The organism is Azospirillum soli, from assembly GCF_017876165.1.
GTDB lineage: Bacteria > Pseudomonadota > Alphaproteobacteria > Azospirillales > Azospirillaceae > Azospirillum > Azospirillum soli.
Map to the genome: position 1 here is coordinate 294,095 of NZ_JAGINQ010000002.1, position 14,799 is coordinate 308,893.

At 66.4% G+C, this 14,799-nt stretch carries 14 protein-coding genes; 7 read left to right on the forward strand and 7 right to left on the reverse strand.

Annotated features, from left to right (window positions below; all coding sequences use genetic code 11):
* The first annotated feature begins 118 nt into the window (after window positions 1-118).
* Together J2852_RS04400 and J2852_RS04405 are read left to right on the forward strand one after the other, a co-directional pair.
* Complete coding sequence (locus J2852_RS04400) at window positions 119-1,066, forward strand: hypothetical protein (RefSeq protein WP_209871498.1); 948 nt, start codon at window positions 119-121, stop codon at window positions 1,064-1,066.
* Between the two features lie 26 nt (window positions 1,067-1,092).
* Entirely contained in the window at window positions 1,093-1,608 is a 516-nt protein-coding gene (locus tag J2852_RS04405; protein ID WP_209871501.1) for a L,D-transpeptidase family protein, read from the forward strand.
* A 6-nt stretch (window positions 1,609-1,614) separates the two neighbouring features.
* Here the strand turns inward: J2852_RS04405 and J2852_RS04410 are convergent, their stop codons facing one another.
* Window positions 1,615-2,325: a YggS family pyridoxal phosphate-dependent enzyme gene (locus J2852_RS04410; protein ID WP_209871504.1), complete on the reverse strand. Its 711-nt coding sequence runs from the start codon at window positions 2,323-2,325 to the stop codon at window positions 1,615-1,617.
* Window positions 2,326-2,419: 94 nt separating this feature from the next.
* Between J2852_RS04410 and J2852_RS04415 the strand changes: the two genes are divergently transcribed.
* Complete coding sequence (locus tag J2852_RS04415) at window positions 2,420-2,932, forward strand: hypothetical protein (protein WP_209871507.1); 513 nt, start codon at window positions 2,420-2,422, stop codon at window positions 2,930-2,932.
* Window positions 2,933-3,029: 97 nt separating this feature from the next.
* On the opposite strand, the gene J2852_RS04420 is transcribed toward J2852_RS04415, so the two are convergent.
* Both J2852_RS04420 and J2852_RS04425 read right to left on the reverse strand, forming a co-directional pair.
* On the reverse strand, window positions 3,030-4,193 hold the full coding sequence (locus J2852_RS04420) for a porin (protein WP_209871510.1): 1,164 nt from the start codon (window positions 4,191-4,193) through the stop codon (window positions 3,030-3,032).
* A 300-nt stretch (window positions 4,194-4,493) separates the two neighbouring features.
* Window positions 4,494-5,717 carry a porin gene (locus J2852_RS04425; protein WP_209871512.1) on the reverse strand — a complete coding sequence of 408 codons (1,224 nt, stop codon included), beginning with the start codon at window positions 5,715-5,717 and terminating at the stop codon, window positions 4,494-4,496.
* 347 nt (window positions 5,718-6,064) lie between these two features.
* On the opposite strand from J2852_RS04425, the gene J2852_RS04430 reads away from it, so the two are divergent.
* The 4 genes from J2852_RS04430 to holA all read left to right on the forward strand — a co-directional run bounded on the left by J2852_RS04430 (window position 6,065) and on the right by holA (window position 10,848).
* Window positions 6,065-6,607 (forward strand): DUF3576 domain-containing protein, encoded by a 543-nt coding sequence (locus J2852_RS04430; RefSeq protein ID WP_209871514.1) that lies wholly within the window; start codon window positions 6,065-6,067, stop codon window positions 6,605-6,607.
* 98 nt (window positions 6,608-6,705) lie between these two features.
* Complete coding sequence (gene leuS, locus J2852_RS04435; RefSeq protein WP_209871517.1) at window positions 6,706-9,276, forward strand: leucine--tRNA ligase; 2,571 nt, start codon at window positions 6,706-6,708, stop codon at window positions 9,274-9,276.
* Window positions 9,263-9,805: an LPS assembly lipoprotein LptE gene (lptE, locus tag J2852_RS04440; RefSeq protein ID WP_209871520.1), complete on the forward strand. Its 543-nt coding sequence runs from the start codon at window positions 9,263-9,265 to the stop codon at window positions 9,803-9,805. Before leuS ends, lptE begins: the two co-directional genes overlap by 14 nt.
* A 17-nt stretch (window positions 9,806-9,822) precedes the next feature.
* Window positions 9,823-10,848 carry a DNA polymerase III subunit delta gene (gene holA / locus J2852_RS04445; protein ID WP_209871523.1) on the forward strand — a complete coding sequence of 342 codons (1,026 nt, stop codon included), beginning with the start codon at window positions 9,823-9,825 and terminating at the stop codon, window positions 10,846-10,848.
* 27 nt (window positions 10,849-10,875) lie between these two features.
* Here holA and J2852_RS04450 read toward each other — a convergent pair whose 3' ends face one another.
* From J2852_RS04450 to J2852_RS04465, 4 genes are all read right to left on the reverse strand, one after another.
* Window positions 10,876-12,243: an esterase-like activity of phytase family protein gene (locus J2852_RS04450; protein ID WP_209871526.1), complete on the reverse strand. Its 1,368-nt coding sequence runs from the start codon at window positions 12,241-12,243 to the stop codon at window positions 10,876-10,878.
* Window positions 12,244-12,378: 135 nt separating this feature from the next.
* On the reverse strand, window positions 12,379-13,041 hold the full coding sequence (locus J2852_RS04455) for a class I SAM-dependent methyltransferase (protein ID WP_209871527.1): 663 nt from the start codon (window positions 13,039-13,041) through the stop codon (window positions 12,379-12,381).
* Window positions 13,042-13,046: 5 nt separating this feature from the next.
* A complete protein-coding gene (locus J2852_RS04460) occupies window positions 13,047-13,973 on the reverse strand; it encodes a ParB/RepB/Spo0J family partition protein (RefSeq protein WP_209871530.1) in 927 nt (308 codons plus the stop codon).
* On the reverse strand, window positions 13,973-14,758 hold the full coding sequence (locus J2852_RS04465) for a ParA family protein (RefSeq protein ID WP_209871533.1): 786 nt from the start codon (window positions 14,756-14,758) through the stop codon (window positions 13,973-13,975). The genes J2852_RS04460 and J2852_RS04465 overlap by 1 nt, the downstream gene beginning before the upstream one ends.
* Window positions 14,759-14,799 lie beyond the last annotated feature (41 nt).

Sequence of the window (14,799 nt, forward strand, 5' to 3'; positions counted from 1 at the left end):
AGGGGAATCGGATTCCGGGCGATTCGGCCGGAATCAGGGAGAATAGGGGTGAAAGGCCCCGCGAAAACTGGCACGCCGGTTGCTTTGATGATGGCGACCCCAGTGCCGGAGACCGACCATGGCCATCGACGCTCTTACCCAGGACGCTTCCGCCGCCATGCGGCCGGTCCAGCGCGAGCGGTCGTCGGCACCGGTCACCTACGAGGCCTGGAGCGACCGGACGCCCGACGTCGAAGGGAACATGTCCTTTTGGGACTTCCTCGACGTCATCAACCCGCTGCAGCACATCCCGATCGTCAACCACATCTACCGCGAGGTCACCGGCGACACGATCCAGCCCTCCTCCAAGGTGATGGGCGGCATCCTGTTCGGTGGCGTGATCGGCGGCATGGCATCCCTGGCCAACGCGGTCGTGGAAGAGGCGAACGGCAAGGATCTCGGCGGTCAGGTCATGGCTTCGCTCGGCTTCGGTGGGGGTGACCATCCCGCCCCCGCCGTGGCTGTCGCGGCGCGTGCGGAGGGTCCGGCGCAGGCCGGATCCTCCGCGGTGCCGAACGCCCAGATGCCGAACGCTCAGCCGGGGCAGCATCCGTTGGCTTCCGCCGAGGCTCCCCGTTCCGCCGACCAACCGATCCGCCTGACCGCCAGCGCAGCCCCGCCGGCCGGCGCAAAGGCCGCAAGCGGTGCGATCGGCAGCGCCAATCCCGGTTCCCAGGTTGGGGCGCAGCTGGCCGCTCAGCAGTTGATGGGCAGCGCACCGCGCGACGCGTTGACCGCTGGAAACGTCCCGCATCCGTCACGCATGCCGGCCCGCGACACGGTGCTGGCGAACACGATGCAGGCCAAGCACACGGTGCCCAGGCACGCGGCCCCGCTGCCGGGCGCCACCGCCGCCACGGCGCAGAACGCGGTCAGCGGCGAAGCCGCGAATGGACAGACTCCAAATGGCCCGACGCCGGTGTCGCCGGACATGCTTTCCGAGACGATGATGCGTAATCTGGCCAAGTATGAGCAGAGCCGGAAGGCCGCCCAATCGGCGGCGCCGAACCTGCGCGTGTCGAGCTGACGGACGAAACCCCGGACGGTCATATCATGGAGATCACGGTTCACCCTTGCGGCCAATTGATCTGGCCGGGCGGGTCGTTCCGCTGCGCGCTGGGACGCGGCGGCGTGCGGGCCGACAAGCGGGAGGGCGACGGCGCCACCCCGGTCGGCCGCTTCGCGCTGCGCCGCGTGCTGTGGCGGGCCGACCGGCTGGAACGGCCGGAAACCGGGCTTCCCGTGTCGCCCATCGCCCCCGACGACGGCTGGTGCGACGCCCCCGAAGACCCCGCCTACAACCGCCCGGTCAAGCGTCCCTATCCCGCCAGCCACGAGGAACTGTGGCGCGAGGATCACGTCTACGACGTCATCGTGGTGATGGGGCACAACGACGATCCGGTCGTGCCGGGGCAGGGCAGCGCCGTGTTCATGCACGTCGCGAGGCCCGATTGGGAGCCGACGGCCGGCTGCATCGCGCTCCCGCTGCCGGACCTGCTGCGGCTTCTGAAGGATTGCGGGCCGGACACGGCGTTGACCGTGCTCGACCCCAATGAAGCTCAGACCTGACGAGGCTCAGGCGGCCGGGTAGGGACGGGCGCCGAAGATCGCCGTGCCGACGCGCACATGCGTCGCGCCGAACCGGATGGCCGTCTCGTAATCGCCGCTCATCCCCATGCTGACCTCGGGCAGGCCAGCGCGGCGAGCCATTTCGGCCAGAAGGGCGAAGTGCATGGCCGGCTCCTCGTCCACCGGCGGGATGCACATCAGGCCGGTCACCGGCAGATTCCAGGTGTCGCGGCAGGCAGCCAAGAAGGCTTCGACCTCGCGCGGGGGAATGCCGGCCTTCTGGGGCTCCTCGCCGGTGTTGACCTCGATCAGACAGCGCGGGCGGCGGCCCGACTTCGCCATCTCGGATGCCAGCGCCTCGGCCAGCTTCGGGCGGTCCACCGTCTGGATCACGTCGAACAGGGCAACGGCCTCCTTGACCTTGTTGGTCTGGAGCGGACCGATCAGGTGCAGTTCCAGGTCGGGGAACCGCTCCTTCAGGTCCGGGAACTTGCCCTTGGCCTCCTGCACGCGGTTCTCGCCGAAGACGCGCTGGCCGGCGGCGAGGGCTTCTTCCACCGCTTCAGCCGGGTGGGTCTTGGACACGGCGACCAGCGTCACGGCGCCGGAGTCGCGGCCACTGGCGGCGCAGGTGTCGGCGATGGACCGGCGCACCGCCTGCAGGCGGGCGGTTACGGTTTCGCCCATGGCGTCCTGTTGGGCATGCGAGGCGGTCATGACGGCCCTCCCGTTCTTCGGTCGCCGGTGTACACCGGCCGGTCGGCGTGGTAACGGACGGTCCAGCGAAACGCAAGCACCGCGAGGAGAAGACATGCGTGGTTGGATGCGTCCCCTGATGACCTCGACCATGGCAAGCTTGACCATGGCGGCCCTGATGCTGGTGGCCGGAAACGCCTTTGCTCAGGATGCGGAGAAGGCTCCGGCAGCCAAGGCGCCGCCGAAGACGATGAGCGTCTCGCCCATGGCGCAGGTGCCCTTCCCCGAACAGCCTTTCCCGTTGCGCGATGACGGCAGCTACAAGGCCTTCCTGGAGAAGATCGCCGCCGATGTCGGCCGCCGTTGCAGCAAGCAGGAGAACTACGGCTGGGAGTTCCGCAAGGGCGACCAGGAGAAGATGGACCGCATCTTCCAGTCCACCATGGCCTCCTTCGAACAGAACGGCTGGCTGACCGGACCGGTCAAGGCCCGCTCCATCCAGGATCCGGAAACCACCGCCTATCTGGCGGACAAGGACAAGCGGCGCCTTTTGATGGTGTGGGTCCCGATGTCCGATGCCGCCATGATGATCATGTGCGAAACCGAGGGGCCGGCGACCAAGAAGTAGTCTCCTGCTCGTTGTTCTGGGCATCGTTCTGGGCCGGACAAAAGAAAACGGCGGCGGAAAATTTCCGCCGCCGTTTTTGCTGGTGCCGCTGGCTCGATTAGAAAGCCAAGCGGGTGTCGATCATGATGATGTGCGCGCGGTCGTCCAGGTTGACGCCGCCGGTCAGAGCCGGATCCAGCTTCGAGTCGAGGTCGACGTAGCTGTACTCCAGACCGGTGGTCAGGCCCGGAGCGACGGTGTAGGTCACGCCGGCCTGATAGATGTCGGCCTTGACCGGAACCGAGGCGGTCAGGCTGTCGTTGCCGCGCGAGTGCGAGTAGTTGGCGGCCAGGATGAACGGGCCGGTGGTGTACTGCGCGCCGATGAGCAGGACGTCCTGCTTCTCCTTGAAGGCGGCGGTCTTGTCGTAGCCGCTCTTGCCGCTGTAGGCGTAGCTGGCGCCGACCTTGAAGCCGGCATAGCCGACGTTGGCGCCGACATGGACCGAGTTCAGATCCTCGAAGCGGGCGGCGGCAGCGCCGACGCCGTCATCGACCGACTCACCGAACTGATAAAAGGCGCTGGCTTCGACCGCGATGGCGCCGAACTCGTTCTTGTAGATGCCGCCGACCTCGACCACGTCCTGGAAGACGCCGTAGCCGCCGTTGTTCTTCACGCGGTTGACCGACTGGTTCACGTCGCCGGTGCGCGGCATGTAGGAAGCGCCAGCCTGGAAGCCCGCGAAGATCGGAGTCAGGTAGATGATCTTGGTGCCGGCATCGCCCGAGGCGAAGGCGCGGAAGTTGTTGGTGGTCGTCGGCAGCAGGTCGTAGGTGGTCGAGCCGTTCAGGAAGTAAACGGTGTTGTTGTCCGGACCGCCGGCGATGCCCTCGACGTTCGGGCCGATGATGCCGTACTCGTCCGACAGACCGTTGATCACGCCGGCCTGGATGGTGCCGAAGGTGCCGTTGGCGAAGATGAAGGCGCGGTCGCCGGTGACGCCGGTGCCGGTCTGCGACGCGTTGCCGTTGCCGGTGCGGATGCGGACGCGGCCGCCGTACTCAAGACCGTTGTCGGCCTTGGCGGTCGGGGTGATGACCAGGCGATAGCGGTTGGAGAAGTCGGTCGAGCGCAGACCGGTGTCGCGCTTCTGATCGACGTAAGCGCCCTGGAAGAAGGCGTCGCCACCGATGACCACGTCGAACTTGGACTGGGCGGACGCGGTGCCGCAGCCGGCGGCAAGGGCAAGAGCGGCGCAGCCGATGACGAGAGAACGCTTCATGGATGATCCATCCTTCTGGCAGGCGGCCCCGGCAAGGGGGCTAAACGGTTGTGCTTCCCGTTCTTGACTTAAACCGGCGCCCGTAGGACCGGCAAGCGGCTTTCCTGCAAGAAAGTGTAGTGACGCTACACCGTTGCATCCGCGCCACATAGATAACTCTTTGAAATCAAACGATGATTTTCATTTGCTGCGAAAATAGCACATTCCGCGCTCAAAATTTCAGCAAATTGCCCGCCATATAGGCATGAAAAAAGGGCGGTGGCCGAAGCCACCGCCCTTCTTTTCGCGAACGACCTTGGCTTAGAACGCCAGGACCGAGCGGACGAGGAACACGTGACCCTCGTCGTCCGGCGAACCGGAAGCAACGGTGGCCAGCTTGTCGCTGTCGGCCTTGAAGAAGTCGTACTGAGCCTGCAGGGTCAGGCCCGGAGCGACGGTGTAACCGGCGCCGATCTCGTAGACCTCAAGCTTGCGCTTGCCGGCGATGAGGGTCGAGCCCGCATCCTGACCGTACTTGTAGTTGGCGCCGACAACGATCGGGCCAGCGGTGTACTGGACACCAGCGGTCCAGGTGCTGGTCTTCTCGGTGAAGCGGCCGGCGATCTGGTTCTGGCCCGACTTGCCGAAGTCGGTGTAGCTGCCGCCGACGGCGAAGCCGGCGTAGCCGACCTGGGCGCCGATCTGCCAGGCGTTCAGGTCCTTGAAGTTGTCGGTCGCGCCGGTGCTGTCGGCGGCCTCACCCCAGAAGTAACCAGCGCTGGCCTTCACGGCAAAGCCGGCGAAGGTGTTGCTGTAGTTCGCACCGACTTCGACCAGATCCTGGAAGGAGCTGGTGGCCTGGGCGCCGGCAACGCTGCCAACCTTCACGCGGTTGACGTCCTGGTTGTAGGAGTCGTTGCGCGGGGTGTAGCTGGCGCCGAGCTGCACGCCGGCGAAGCGCGGCGAGTAGTAGACGATCTTCGTCGCGTTGCCTTCCGGCGTCAGCGACGGCCACACGATGCTGCTGCCGCCGTTGATGGCCGGAGCAATGCCGCCGTTCACGTCGGCGCCGACGAAACGGGTCGCGCCGCCACCGGTCTGCGCACCGGCGGAGCCGGCGGCGCCACCGACCCAGTTGATCACGCGATCAACGAGGGCGAGCGGCAGGTAGTCGGTCGGAGCCGAAATGTAGGTGTCGTCGTTGAACGAGTTGGTCACGCCGAGGTTGACGCGGCCGAAGGTGCCCTGCGCGAAGATGAAGGCGCGGTCGCCGGTCACGCCGGTGTTGGTGCCAGCGGCGCGGATACGGACGCGACCGCCGTACTCGAGACCGTTGTCAGCCTTCGCGGTCGGGATGATGTTGACGCGGAAGCGGTTCTGGAACTCGGTCGAGCGCAGACCATTGTCCAGGTCCTGATCGACGAAGCCAGCCTCGAAGTAGGCGTCGCCGCCGACCTTCACCTCAAACTTGGCCTGGGCGTTAGCCGCGCCGGCACCCATCGCCAGAGCAACGGCGGCGCAGCCCGCCAGCAGATACCGATTCATGATTGTTGCCTCCATCCTGGCAGCAGAATATTCAGCCGGGTTTACTTCCTGGCTAGGAATGTCCTACGCACCTGAACGGACGCCAGCAAGCCGGAAATCGAAAAAATGCTGCTTTGATGGAACAGTGTGTCCGACGGAGCACAGTTCATCAGGGCACCGGACACGGCTTCCGGCAACGCTCCCCGCAAGGCTTCGGCAGGGTTGCCACGGTGGCGCCATTATATGGTTGCGCCCTACGGCCATGGCGCATCGCCTGTTGCGCGTGGCTGGCCTTTTATGGTCTTTTCACCGGCACCGCCCACGCCCCGTGCGCGGTACTCCGATTTTATTGACCCAGGTTCACGACCATGCGCCGTTTCCGTGCCCTTCGCCTAGCCTCCGTCGCGATCATGGCGTCGCTCGCCGTCACCGGCTGCTCCAGCTGGGGCGGAAAGACCGAGACGGTCGAGGACCAGATGAAGCAGAGGGAGTACAAATTCGGCAGCCTGCTCGGCACCGAAGGCGGCTTCAACCTGTTCGGCAAGAACAAGCGCGGTGGCGCGGACCAGGGCGACCCCAACGGCATCGGCGTCAACAGCTTCCTGTGGCGCGCCTCGCTCGACACGCTGTCCTTCATGCCGATCGTCTCGGCCGACCCGTTCGGCGGCGTCATCCTGACCGACTGGTATTCCCCGCCGGACGCGCCGAACGAGCGCTTCAAGGTCAACCTCTACATCATGGACCGCCAGCTGCGCGCCGACGGCGTGCGCGTCGCGGTCTTCAAGCAGCAGCGCAACGGCAACGACTGGCGCGACACCAACGTCGGCTCCGACACCGCCGGCACGCTGGAGGACGCGGTGCTGACCCGCGCCCGTCAGCTGCGCGTGGCGCAGGCCTCGGCGTCGCGCTGATCGCCGCTGTCAAGCGATGAGGGCTCCGGCGGCTTTCGAACGGCCGCCGGAGCCATAATTTTAGAGCCTCCCAAACACATCAAACGGCGTTTGCGGTCATGTCGCGTTACAATGTCAAGGAAACCGAGGCGAAGTGGCAGGGCGTGTGGGAGCAGCAGGGCTGCTTCACCGCGCGCGAGGACGCTTCCCGGCCCAAGTACTATGTGCTGGAGATGTTCCCCTATCCGTCGGGGCGCATCCACATGGGCCACGTCCGCAACTACACCATCGGCGACGTGATCGCGCGCTTCAAGCGCGCCAAGGGCTTTAACGTCCTGCACCCGATGGGCTGGGACGCCTTCGGCCTGCCGGCGGAGAACGCCGCGCTGGAGAAGAAGGTCCACCCCGCCAAGTGGACGCGCGAGAACATCGCGACCATGCGCGGGCAGCTGAAGACGATGGGCCTGTCCATCGACTGGGACCGCGAGGTTGCCACCTGCGACGTGGAGTATTACCGCCACGAGCAGAAGATGTTCCTGGACTTCCTGAAGGCGGGCTTGGCCTACCGCAAGGAGTCCTGGGTCAACTGGGACCCGGTGGACAACACCGTTCTCGCCAACGAGCAGGTGATCGACGGCCGCGGCTGGCGCACCGGCGCGCTGGTGGAGAAGCGCAAGCTGTCCCAGTGGTTCCTGAAGATCACCCACTTCGCCGAGGAACTGCTGCAAGGGCTGGAGACGCTGGACCGCTGGCCGGAACGCGTCCGCCTGATGCAGGAGAACTGGATCGGCAAGTCCACCGGCGTGCGCTTCCGCTTCGACGTCAAGGGCCGCGAGGACAAGCTGGAGGTCTTCACGACCCGGCCCGACACGCTGTTCGGTGCGTCCTTCGCCGCCATCTCCCCCAACCACCCGCTGGCCGCCGAACTGGCCTCCGGTAACCCGGCCTTGGCCGAGTTCATCGCGGAATGCAACCGCCTGGGCACCAGCGAGGAAGCGATCGAGACGGCGGAGAAGCGGGGCTTCGACACCGGTCTGAAGGTCGTGCACCCGTTCGACCCGAATTGGGAACTGCCGGTCTATGTCGCGAACTTCGTGCTGATGGAATACGGCACCGGCGCCATCTTCGGCTGCCCGGCGCACGACCAGCGCGACCTGGACTTCGCCCGCAAGTATGGCCTGCCGGTCAAGCCGGTGGTCATCCCAGCGGACGCCGATCCGGCGGCCTTCGCGGTCGGCGACGAGGCCTACACCGGCCCCGGCCTGCTGCGCAATTCGGCGTTCCTGGACGGGCTTGAGGTCGAGGCCGCCAAGCAGGAGGTCGGCAAGCGCCTGGAGGCGGTGGGGCAGGGCGAGCGCACCACCCAGTACCGCCTGCGCGACTGGGGCGTGTCCCGTCAGCGCTATTGGGGCTGCCCGATTCCGGTCATCCATTGCGAGAGCTGCGGCATCGTCCCGGTTCCGGAGCAGGACCTGCCGGTCGTGCTGCCCGAGGACGTGACCTTCGACAAGCCCGGCAACCCGCTGGCCCACCACCCGACCTGGAAGCACACGACCTGCCCGAGCTGCGGCAAGGCGGCGGTGCGCGAGACCGACACCTTCGACACCTTCATCGAGTCGAGCTGGTATTTCGCCCGCTTCTGCTCGCCCAAGGTCGAGGATCAGGCTTTCACGCGCGAGGCGGTGGACTACTGGCTGGCGGTGGACCAGTACATCGGCGGCATCGAGCACGCCGTGCTGCACCTGCTCTATTCCCGCTTCTGGACGCGGGCGATGAAGCAGTGCGGCTATCTGAACGTGGAGGAGCCGTTCGCCGGCCTCTTCACCCAGGGCATGGTCAACCACGAGACCTACAAGGACGCGGGAACCGGCGCCTGGCTGGCCCCAACCGACATCCAGAAGACCGAGGCGGGCCAGTACGTCCGCACCGACAACGGCGCGCCGGTGAATGTCGGCCGCGTCGAGAAGATGTCGAAGTCCAAGAAGAACGTGGTGGACCCGGCGCACATCATCGGCACCTACGGCGCCGATGCCGCCCGCCTGTTCATGCTGTCCGACAGCCCGCCCGAGCGCGACCTGGAGTGGACCGAGGCCGGCATCGACGGCGCCTGGCGCTACATCAACCGCCTGTGGCGCATGATCACCGAAGTTCCGGTGGAGCTGCCGCCGGTTGGCGCCGCCAAGCCCGACGCGATCAGCGAGAAGGGCGAGGCGGCCCGCCGTCTGGTCCACAAGACCATCGCCGGCGTGTCCGAGGATCTCGACAAGTTCCGCTTCAACAAGGCCGTCGCCCGCGTGCGCGAACTGTCCAACGCTCTCGCCGAGCTGGACGGCAAGGGCACCGGTGAGGCGTGGGTCCTGCGCGAAGGCTATGAGACCATCGTCCGTCTGGTCGGCCCGATGATGCCGCACCTGGGCGAGGAGCTGTGGGCGCAGCTGGGCCACACCACGCTGCTCGCCGACCAGCCCTGGCCGGAGGCCGACGCCGCCCTGGTGGTGGAGGACACGGTCACCATCCCGGTGCAGGTCAACGGCAAGCTGCGCGCCACGCTGGAACTGCCGCGCGACATGGCCAAGGACGCCGCCGAGCAGGCCGCCCTGGCCGACGCCAACGTCCAGCGTGCGTTGGAAGGCAAGCCGGTGCGCAAGATCGTCGTCGTCCCGAACCGGGTGATCAATGTCGTCGTCTGATAAGAAGACATCCGATGCGACCAAAAGGCGGGGGCTTCTGGCCCTCGCCACCCTGGCTCCGCTGGCCCTGGCCGTCTCCGGTTGCGGTTTCCAGCCGCTGTACGGCGGCTCCGGCCCGAACAGCGTCGCCGCAAAGTTGGAGCAGGTGGACATCGCCCCGATCCCCGAGCGGTACGGCCAGCAGCTGCGCAACCTGCTGATCGACCGCTTCTACACGGATGGGCGGCCGGGCAATCCGCGCTACCGGCTGGACATGACCCTGACCTCGTCGGAGCAGAAGCTGGCCCTGCAGAAGGACGCCACCGCCGTGCGCGCCCAGCTGCTGGTGAACGCGCCCTACCGGCTGGTGGACAACACGACCGGCAAGGTGGTCTTCCAGTCCAACGCCCGCTCCTACGTCAGCTACAACATCCTGGAGCAGCAGTACGCCGGCCTCGCCACGGTGGACAACGCCTACGACCGGGCGCTGCTGGAAATCTCCAACGACATCACCTCCCGCGTGTCGATGTTCCTGGGGCGCGGGTCCTGAAGAGGGGCGGGTAGCCCGTGAAGCTTCAGCCCAAGGCGATCGACGGCTTCCTGCGCAGCCCCGATCCCAAGATCCGCGCGGTCCTGCTCTACGGCCCGGACACCGGTCTGGTCCGCGACCGCGCGATGACGCTCGGCCGCACGGTGGTGTCCGACCTGTCCGACCCGTTCCGCGTTACCGAGATGCTCGGCCGCGCCGTCGCCGACGATCCGGCGCGCTTGGCCGACGAGGTTGCCGCCATCGCCTTCACCGGCGGCCGGCGCCTGATCCGCGTGCGCGAGGCCGAGGACAACAGCACGGCCGCCTTCACCGCCCTGCTGGGCGGCATGCCGCCGGGCGACAGCCTGGTCGTGGTCGAGGCGGGCGACCTCTCCAACCGATCCAAGCTCCGCACCCTGTTCGAGGGGGCCGACGGCGCCGTCGCCATTCCCTGCTATGTGGAGGAGGAGGCATCGCTCGGCCGGGTGATCGCCGACATCCTGCACGGGCATGGCCTGACCGCCGACCCCGACGCTCTGACTTTCCTGGCGGGCAACCTCGTGGGCGACCGCATGGTGGCGCGTGGCGAGGTGGAGAAGCTGGCGCTCTACATGGGCGGCGAGAAGCGCGTTCGGCTGGAAGACGCCCAGGCCTGCGTCGGCGACAGCGCCGCGCTCAGCATGGACGAGCCGATCTGGGCGGCGGCGGAGGGGGACTTCGCCACGCTCGACCGCTCTCTGGCGCGGCTGTTCGCCGAGGGCATGGCGTCGGTCGCGATCCTGCGCGGCGCGCAACGCCATTTCCAGCGCCTGCAACTGATCGGCGGGCATGTGGCGGCTGGCAAGTCGGTGGACGCCGCCGTGGAATCCCTGCGCCCGCCGGTGTTCTTCAAGCTGAAGCCTCGTCTGACCAGTCAGGCCCGCCGTTGGCCGCCCCCGGCGGTGCGTCAGGCGCTGGATCGATTGGTTGAGGCCGAAGCCGACTGCAAGCGCACCAACATGCCGGACCAGACCATCTGCGCCCGCGTGCTGTTCCAGCTCGCCTCGCTGGCCGCCCGGCGGTAGCGCCGGGCGACCGAACAGGCGACGCTTTTACTTCGCCGACAGGAACTGCGGCACGCGCAGCAGGATCAGCTCGTTGTGGTCCTGCTTGCCGATCTCGCGGCCGGTCGAGTAGGGCAGATTGTTGTCGTTGGCGACGACGATGTGCTCCGCGTCCACGACATCCACGTCCTCGATGGTCACAAAGGGGAAGGTGAACTTGCCCTTATCACCGCCGATGCGGGCAATGCCCTTCGGGTCGTTGATGTCCAGCAGGTCGATGTAGCCGACCTTCTTCACAAAGCCCTCGGCGTCAGCCTGGGCGAGGTCGATCTTGTAGACGCGCTTCATCCTGGCCGGGACGTTGAAGCAATCCGTCTTCGGGTCGGCCGGGCACGCCTTCGTCGCGTCGCCCTCTCCGTTGTCGCGCTCGATGATCAGGCCGGTGGTGGCGTCACTCATGTTGAAGTCGCCGATGTTGTTGCCGTTGGCCTCCAGCCGGTACTTGAAGGTGCGGCCGGTGTATTCGCCTTTGGTCACGTCGAACTCGGCGATGCGCAGATATTCGCGGCCGTCCTTCATCTCCCAGGCCCCGTTGCTCCACAGCGGGCCTTCGAACAGCGGGTAGAGGAACTTGCCGTCGGGGGAGGCGGCCATGCCCTCGAAGCCGCGCGAGCGACGGACCTCGAAATTCGCCGGACCGGGCACGGCGGGAGTGGCAACCGCGTAATGGTCGGGTGAGCGCACGGTCTTGCCGTCCAGTTTGGTCTCATGCACCGCCAGAACCTTGCCGCTGCGGTCGGTGACCAGAATGTAGGGGCCGAACTCGTCACCGAAGTAGAGCTTGTCGCCGATGGGCTGGATGCTCTCGATGTCGAAGTCGGCGCCGGTCAGATAGCGTTCCTTGGTCGCCTCGGTCGTGATCAAGAAGGGCACCTTGCGGTCGGGATCACGCAGGAAGATGGTTTCCGTGCGCGTGGTGGTGCCGGTGCGCCAATCGATCTTCAACCGGTGCGCCATCAGCATGGCGTCCGGAGAGTTGCCCCTGCTGCCGAAGCCGTTGTCGGTCAGGACCAGATACTCGCCGTTGCCCAGCGACTTGATGCCGGAGAAGCCTTGGACTGGTTGCCCCTCGAACGGCAGCTTGAGGGCCGTGGCGCGTGGCACGCCAGGGGCGGACAGGAAGGACGTGCCCTCGATGGACTGCGGCCGGTCGACGCGCTTCTTGTCGTCGGCCGTGAACTTGCCGGAAACCTTGAAGAGGTCCGGCGCATCGGCCGGTGGCGCCACGAAAGTCTTGGCTTCCAAATAGCTGTGTCCGGCCAGTTCCGCCGGGAATTTCTGGTCGGCGAAGGCCGGACTGGACAGCAGACCGGCCGCCGCCACGCCCATCAGACACAGGCTGTGAATGGTCTTCATGACTCTCCCCTGATTTTTGATCGCCGGACGAGTGGTCCGGGCAACCCTGGTCTAGGGGGCCTGTTCTAGGGGCGGTTCATGATGGCGCGATTTCAGTAAAGTGACAGTTTGGTTCCGTCACCGGCCGATGAAAGTTCAGTCGGCGAAGGCGCGGAAGACGGCGACGCAACCGACCAGGGCAATATCCCGGCGCGGGAAGCGCTTGCCCAATTCATGGTCCAGCGCCTCGACCGTGTCCTGGCGGTTGGAGAAGATGCCCTTGCCGTTGTAGAGGTCCATCAACCGCTGCGCCGCCGCGCCGCGCGGGGCGGAACCCTGGACGATGGTGGCGCCGAACAGCACCGCGCCAGAGTTCATCAAAGGGCGCAGATGGTCGAAGAGCACGGCCTTTTCCGCCATGCTCCCCGGCAGGCAGTGCAGCAGATACATCACCCCGATCGAGTCGAATCCCGGGCCATCGAACGGGATGGGCTCCAGCGCGTTGCAGCGGATGGTTTCCGGCCGGTAGCGGGCGGCCCGCTTCGCGGCGAAGGACAGGCTGTTCTCGTTGAGATCCATCAGCGCCAAGCGCGGTTCCGGATCCGGAAAGCGGCAGCGGTCGAGGTAATAGCCGGTGCCCACCCCGACATCGAGGTGGTTGCTCGTGACGTTCGCGTTGTAGAGGTCGAGCAGACCGGACGTCGGGCACTTCCACAGGGCGTGATTGGAAAAGCCCAGGACCAGCGCGTCATACACCCACTTCAGGATCCAGCCCTTGTAGGCCGCTTGCCCGGCGTGGACGGCGTCCGCGCTGACCATGGTGATTACTCTCCGCCGCCGAGGCGCCGCAGCACGTCGTCCAGCTGGTCCAGCGTCTGATAATGGATGGTGATGGTACCGCGCTTGCCCTGCGGGGTGATGGCAACCTTCAGCCCGATGCGGGCCGAGATCTCCTCCTCTAGGTTCACCAGATCCACGTCCTTCAGTGATGGATCGGCCGAAGCAGACCCGCCGTTGCCGCCCTTCTTCGCCTTGGGCGCGTCGCCGCGCATAAGGTCTTCGGTCTGGCGGACGTTGAGGCCGCGCTTGACCACCTCCTTGGCAACCGCCACCGGATCCGGCGCGGTGAGCAGGGCGCGGGCGTGACCGGCGGTGATGGCGCCGTCCTGCACCATGCCCTTGACCGGATCGGGCAGGGCAAGCAGGCGCATCATATTGGCGACGTGGCTGCGGCTCTTGCCAACCGCCCGCGCCAGATCTTCCTGCGTGTGCTCGAACTCCTCCATCAGGCGCTTGTAGCCTTCGGCCTCTTCGAGCGGCGTCAAATCCTGACGCTGGATGTTCTCGATCAGCGCGATTTCCAGCGCTTCACGGTCCGTCAGGTCGCGGATGACGACCGGCACCTCGTGCAGGCCGGCGATTTGCGCGGCCCGCCAGCGGCGCTCGCCGGCGATCAGCTCGTAGGAATTCGTGCTGTCGGCGTCGCGGCGGACAAGCAGGGGCTGGAGAATGCCCTTGTCGCGGATCGATTCGACCAGCCCTTGCAGCGCCTCGTCATCGAAGTTCCGGCGCGGCTGGTACTTGCCGGGGTGGATGAACTCGATGGGCACCTGCTTGGACTGCCGCACCTTGTCGAGCGCCGAATAGTCTTCGGTCGCTTCGCCGAACAGGGCCGACAGGCCACGGCCGAGGCTGGCGCGGCGGGCGCCGCCTTCCTGACGCCCGGCTTCCTGACGTTTGGTGTCCTCCATCACGCGCTCAGCCTCTTCTCACGGCGCAGCACTTCGCCGGCCAGGTGAATGTAAGCCTGCGAGCCGGGGCAGCGCATGTCATAGATCAGCACCGGCTTGCCGTGCGACGGAGCCTCCGACACCTTCACGTTCCGGGGGATGACGGTGTCGTACACCTTCTCCCCGAAGAAGCCGCGCACGTCGGCGGCCACCATGTCCGACAGGTTGTTGCGCTTGTCGAACATCGTGAGCACGACGCCGTGGATGTCGAGGTCCGGGTTGAAGGTGCGCTTCACCCGCTCGATGGTCCGGATCAGGTGGCTGAGTCCTTCCAGCGCGTAGAACTCGCACTGCAGCGGCACCATGACCGCGTGCGCGGCAACCAGCGCGTTCAGCGTCAGCAGACCCAGAGCCGGCGGGCAGTCGATCAGCACGTAATCATATTCGAGCGCGCTCTTGGCGACCGCCTCACGCAGGCGGAACTCACGCTGGTCGGCGCTGACCAGCTCGATCTCCGCGCCCGACAGATCCACCGAGGAGGTGATGATCGACAGGTTCGGCACGGTCGAGACCACGGCAGCGTCTTCCAGCGGCATGCTGTCGAACAGCACGTCGTAGATGCCGACGCGCCGGTCGGCGCGCGGAATGCCGAGGCCGGTGGAGGCGTTGCCCTGAGGATCGAGATCGATCACCAGCACGCGCTTGCCGATAGCGGCGAGGGCCGTCGCCAGATTGATGGTCGTGGTGGTCTTGCCGACGCCGCCCTTCTGGTTGGCGATGGCAATGACACGCGCGGTCGGCGACATGGGTGCCTCTTGGGAAGCCTCGGAGCGGAGAAGATTCTGGT

Coding starts and splice junctions, on each gene's coding strand:
- J2852_RS04400 (WP_209871498.1), top strand. CDS start 119: ATGGCCATCGACGCTCTTACCCAGGACGCTTCCGCCGCCATGCGGCCG.
- J2852_RS04405 (WP_209871501.1), top strand. CDS start 1,093: ATGGAGATCACGGTTCACCCTTGCGGCCAATTGATCTGGCCGGGCGGG.
- J2852_RS04410 (WP_209871504.1), bottom strand. CDS start 2,325: ATGACCGCCTCGCATGCCCAACAGGACGCCATGGGCGAAACCGTAACC.
- J2852_RS04415 (WP_209871507.1), top strand. CDS start 2,420: ATGCGTGGTTGGATGCGTCCCCTGATGACCTCGACCATGGCAAGCTTG.
- J2852_RS04420 (WP_209871510.1), bottom strand. CDS start 4,193: ATGAAGCGTTCTCTCGTCATCGGCTGCGCCGCTCTTGCCCTTGCCGCC.
- J2852_RS04425 (WP_209871512.1), bottom strand. CDS start 5,717: ATGAATCGGTATCTGCTGGCGGGCTGCGCCGCCGTTGCTCTGGCGATG.
- J2852_RS04430 (WP_209871514.1), top strand. CDS start 6,065: ATGCGCCGTTTCCGTGCCCTTCGCCTAGCCTCCGTCGCGATCATGGCG.
- leuS (WP_209871517.1), top strand. CDS start 6,706: ATGTCGCGTTACAATGTCAAGGAAACCGAGGCGAAGTGGCAGGGCGTG.
- lptE (WP_209871520.1), top strand. CDS start 9,263: ATGTCGTCGTCTGATAAGAAGACATCCGATGCGACCAAAAGGCGGGGG.
- J2852_RS04450 (WP_209871526.1), bottom strand. CDS start 12,243: ATGAAGACCATTCACAGCCTGTGTCTGATGGGCGTGGCGGCGGCCGGT.
- J2852_RS04455 (WP_209871527.1), bottom strand. CDS start 13,041: ATGGTCAGCGCGGACGCCGTCCACGCCGGGCAAGCGGCCTACAAGGGC.
- J2852_RS04460 (WP_209871530.1), bottom strand. CDS start 13,973: ATGGAGGACACCAAACGTCAGGAAGCCGGGCGTCAGGAAGGCGGCGCC.
- J2852_RS04465 (WP_209871533.1), bottom strand. CDS start 14,758: ATGTCGCCGACCGCGCGTGTCATTGCCATCGCCAACCAGAAGGGCGGC.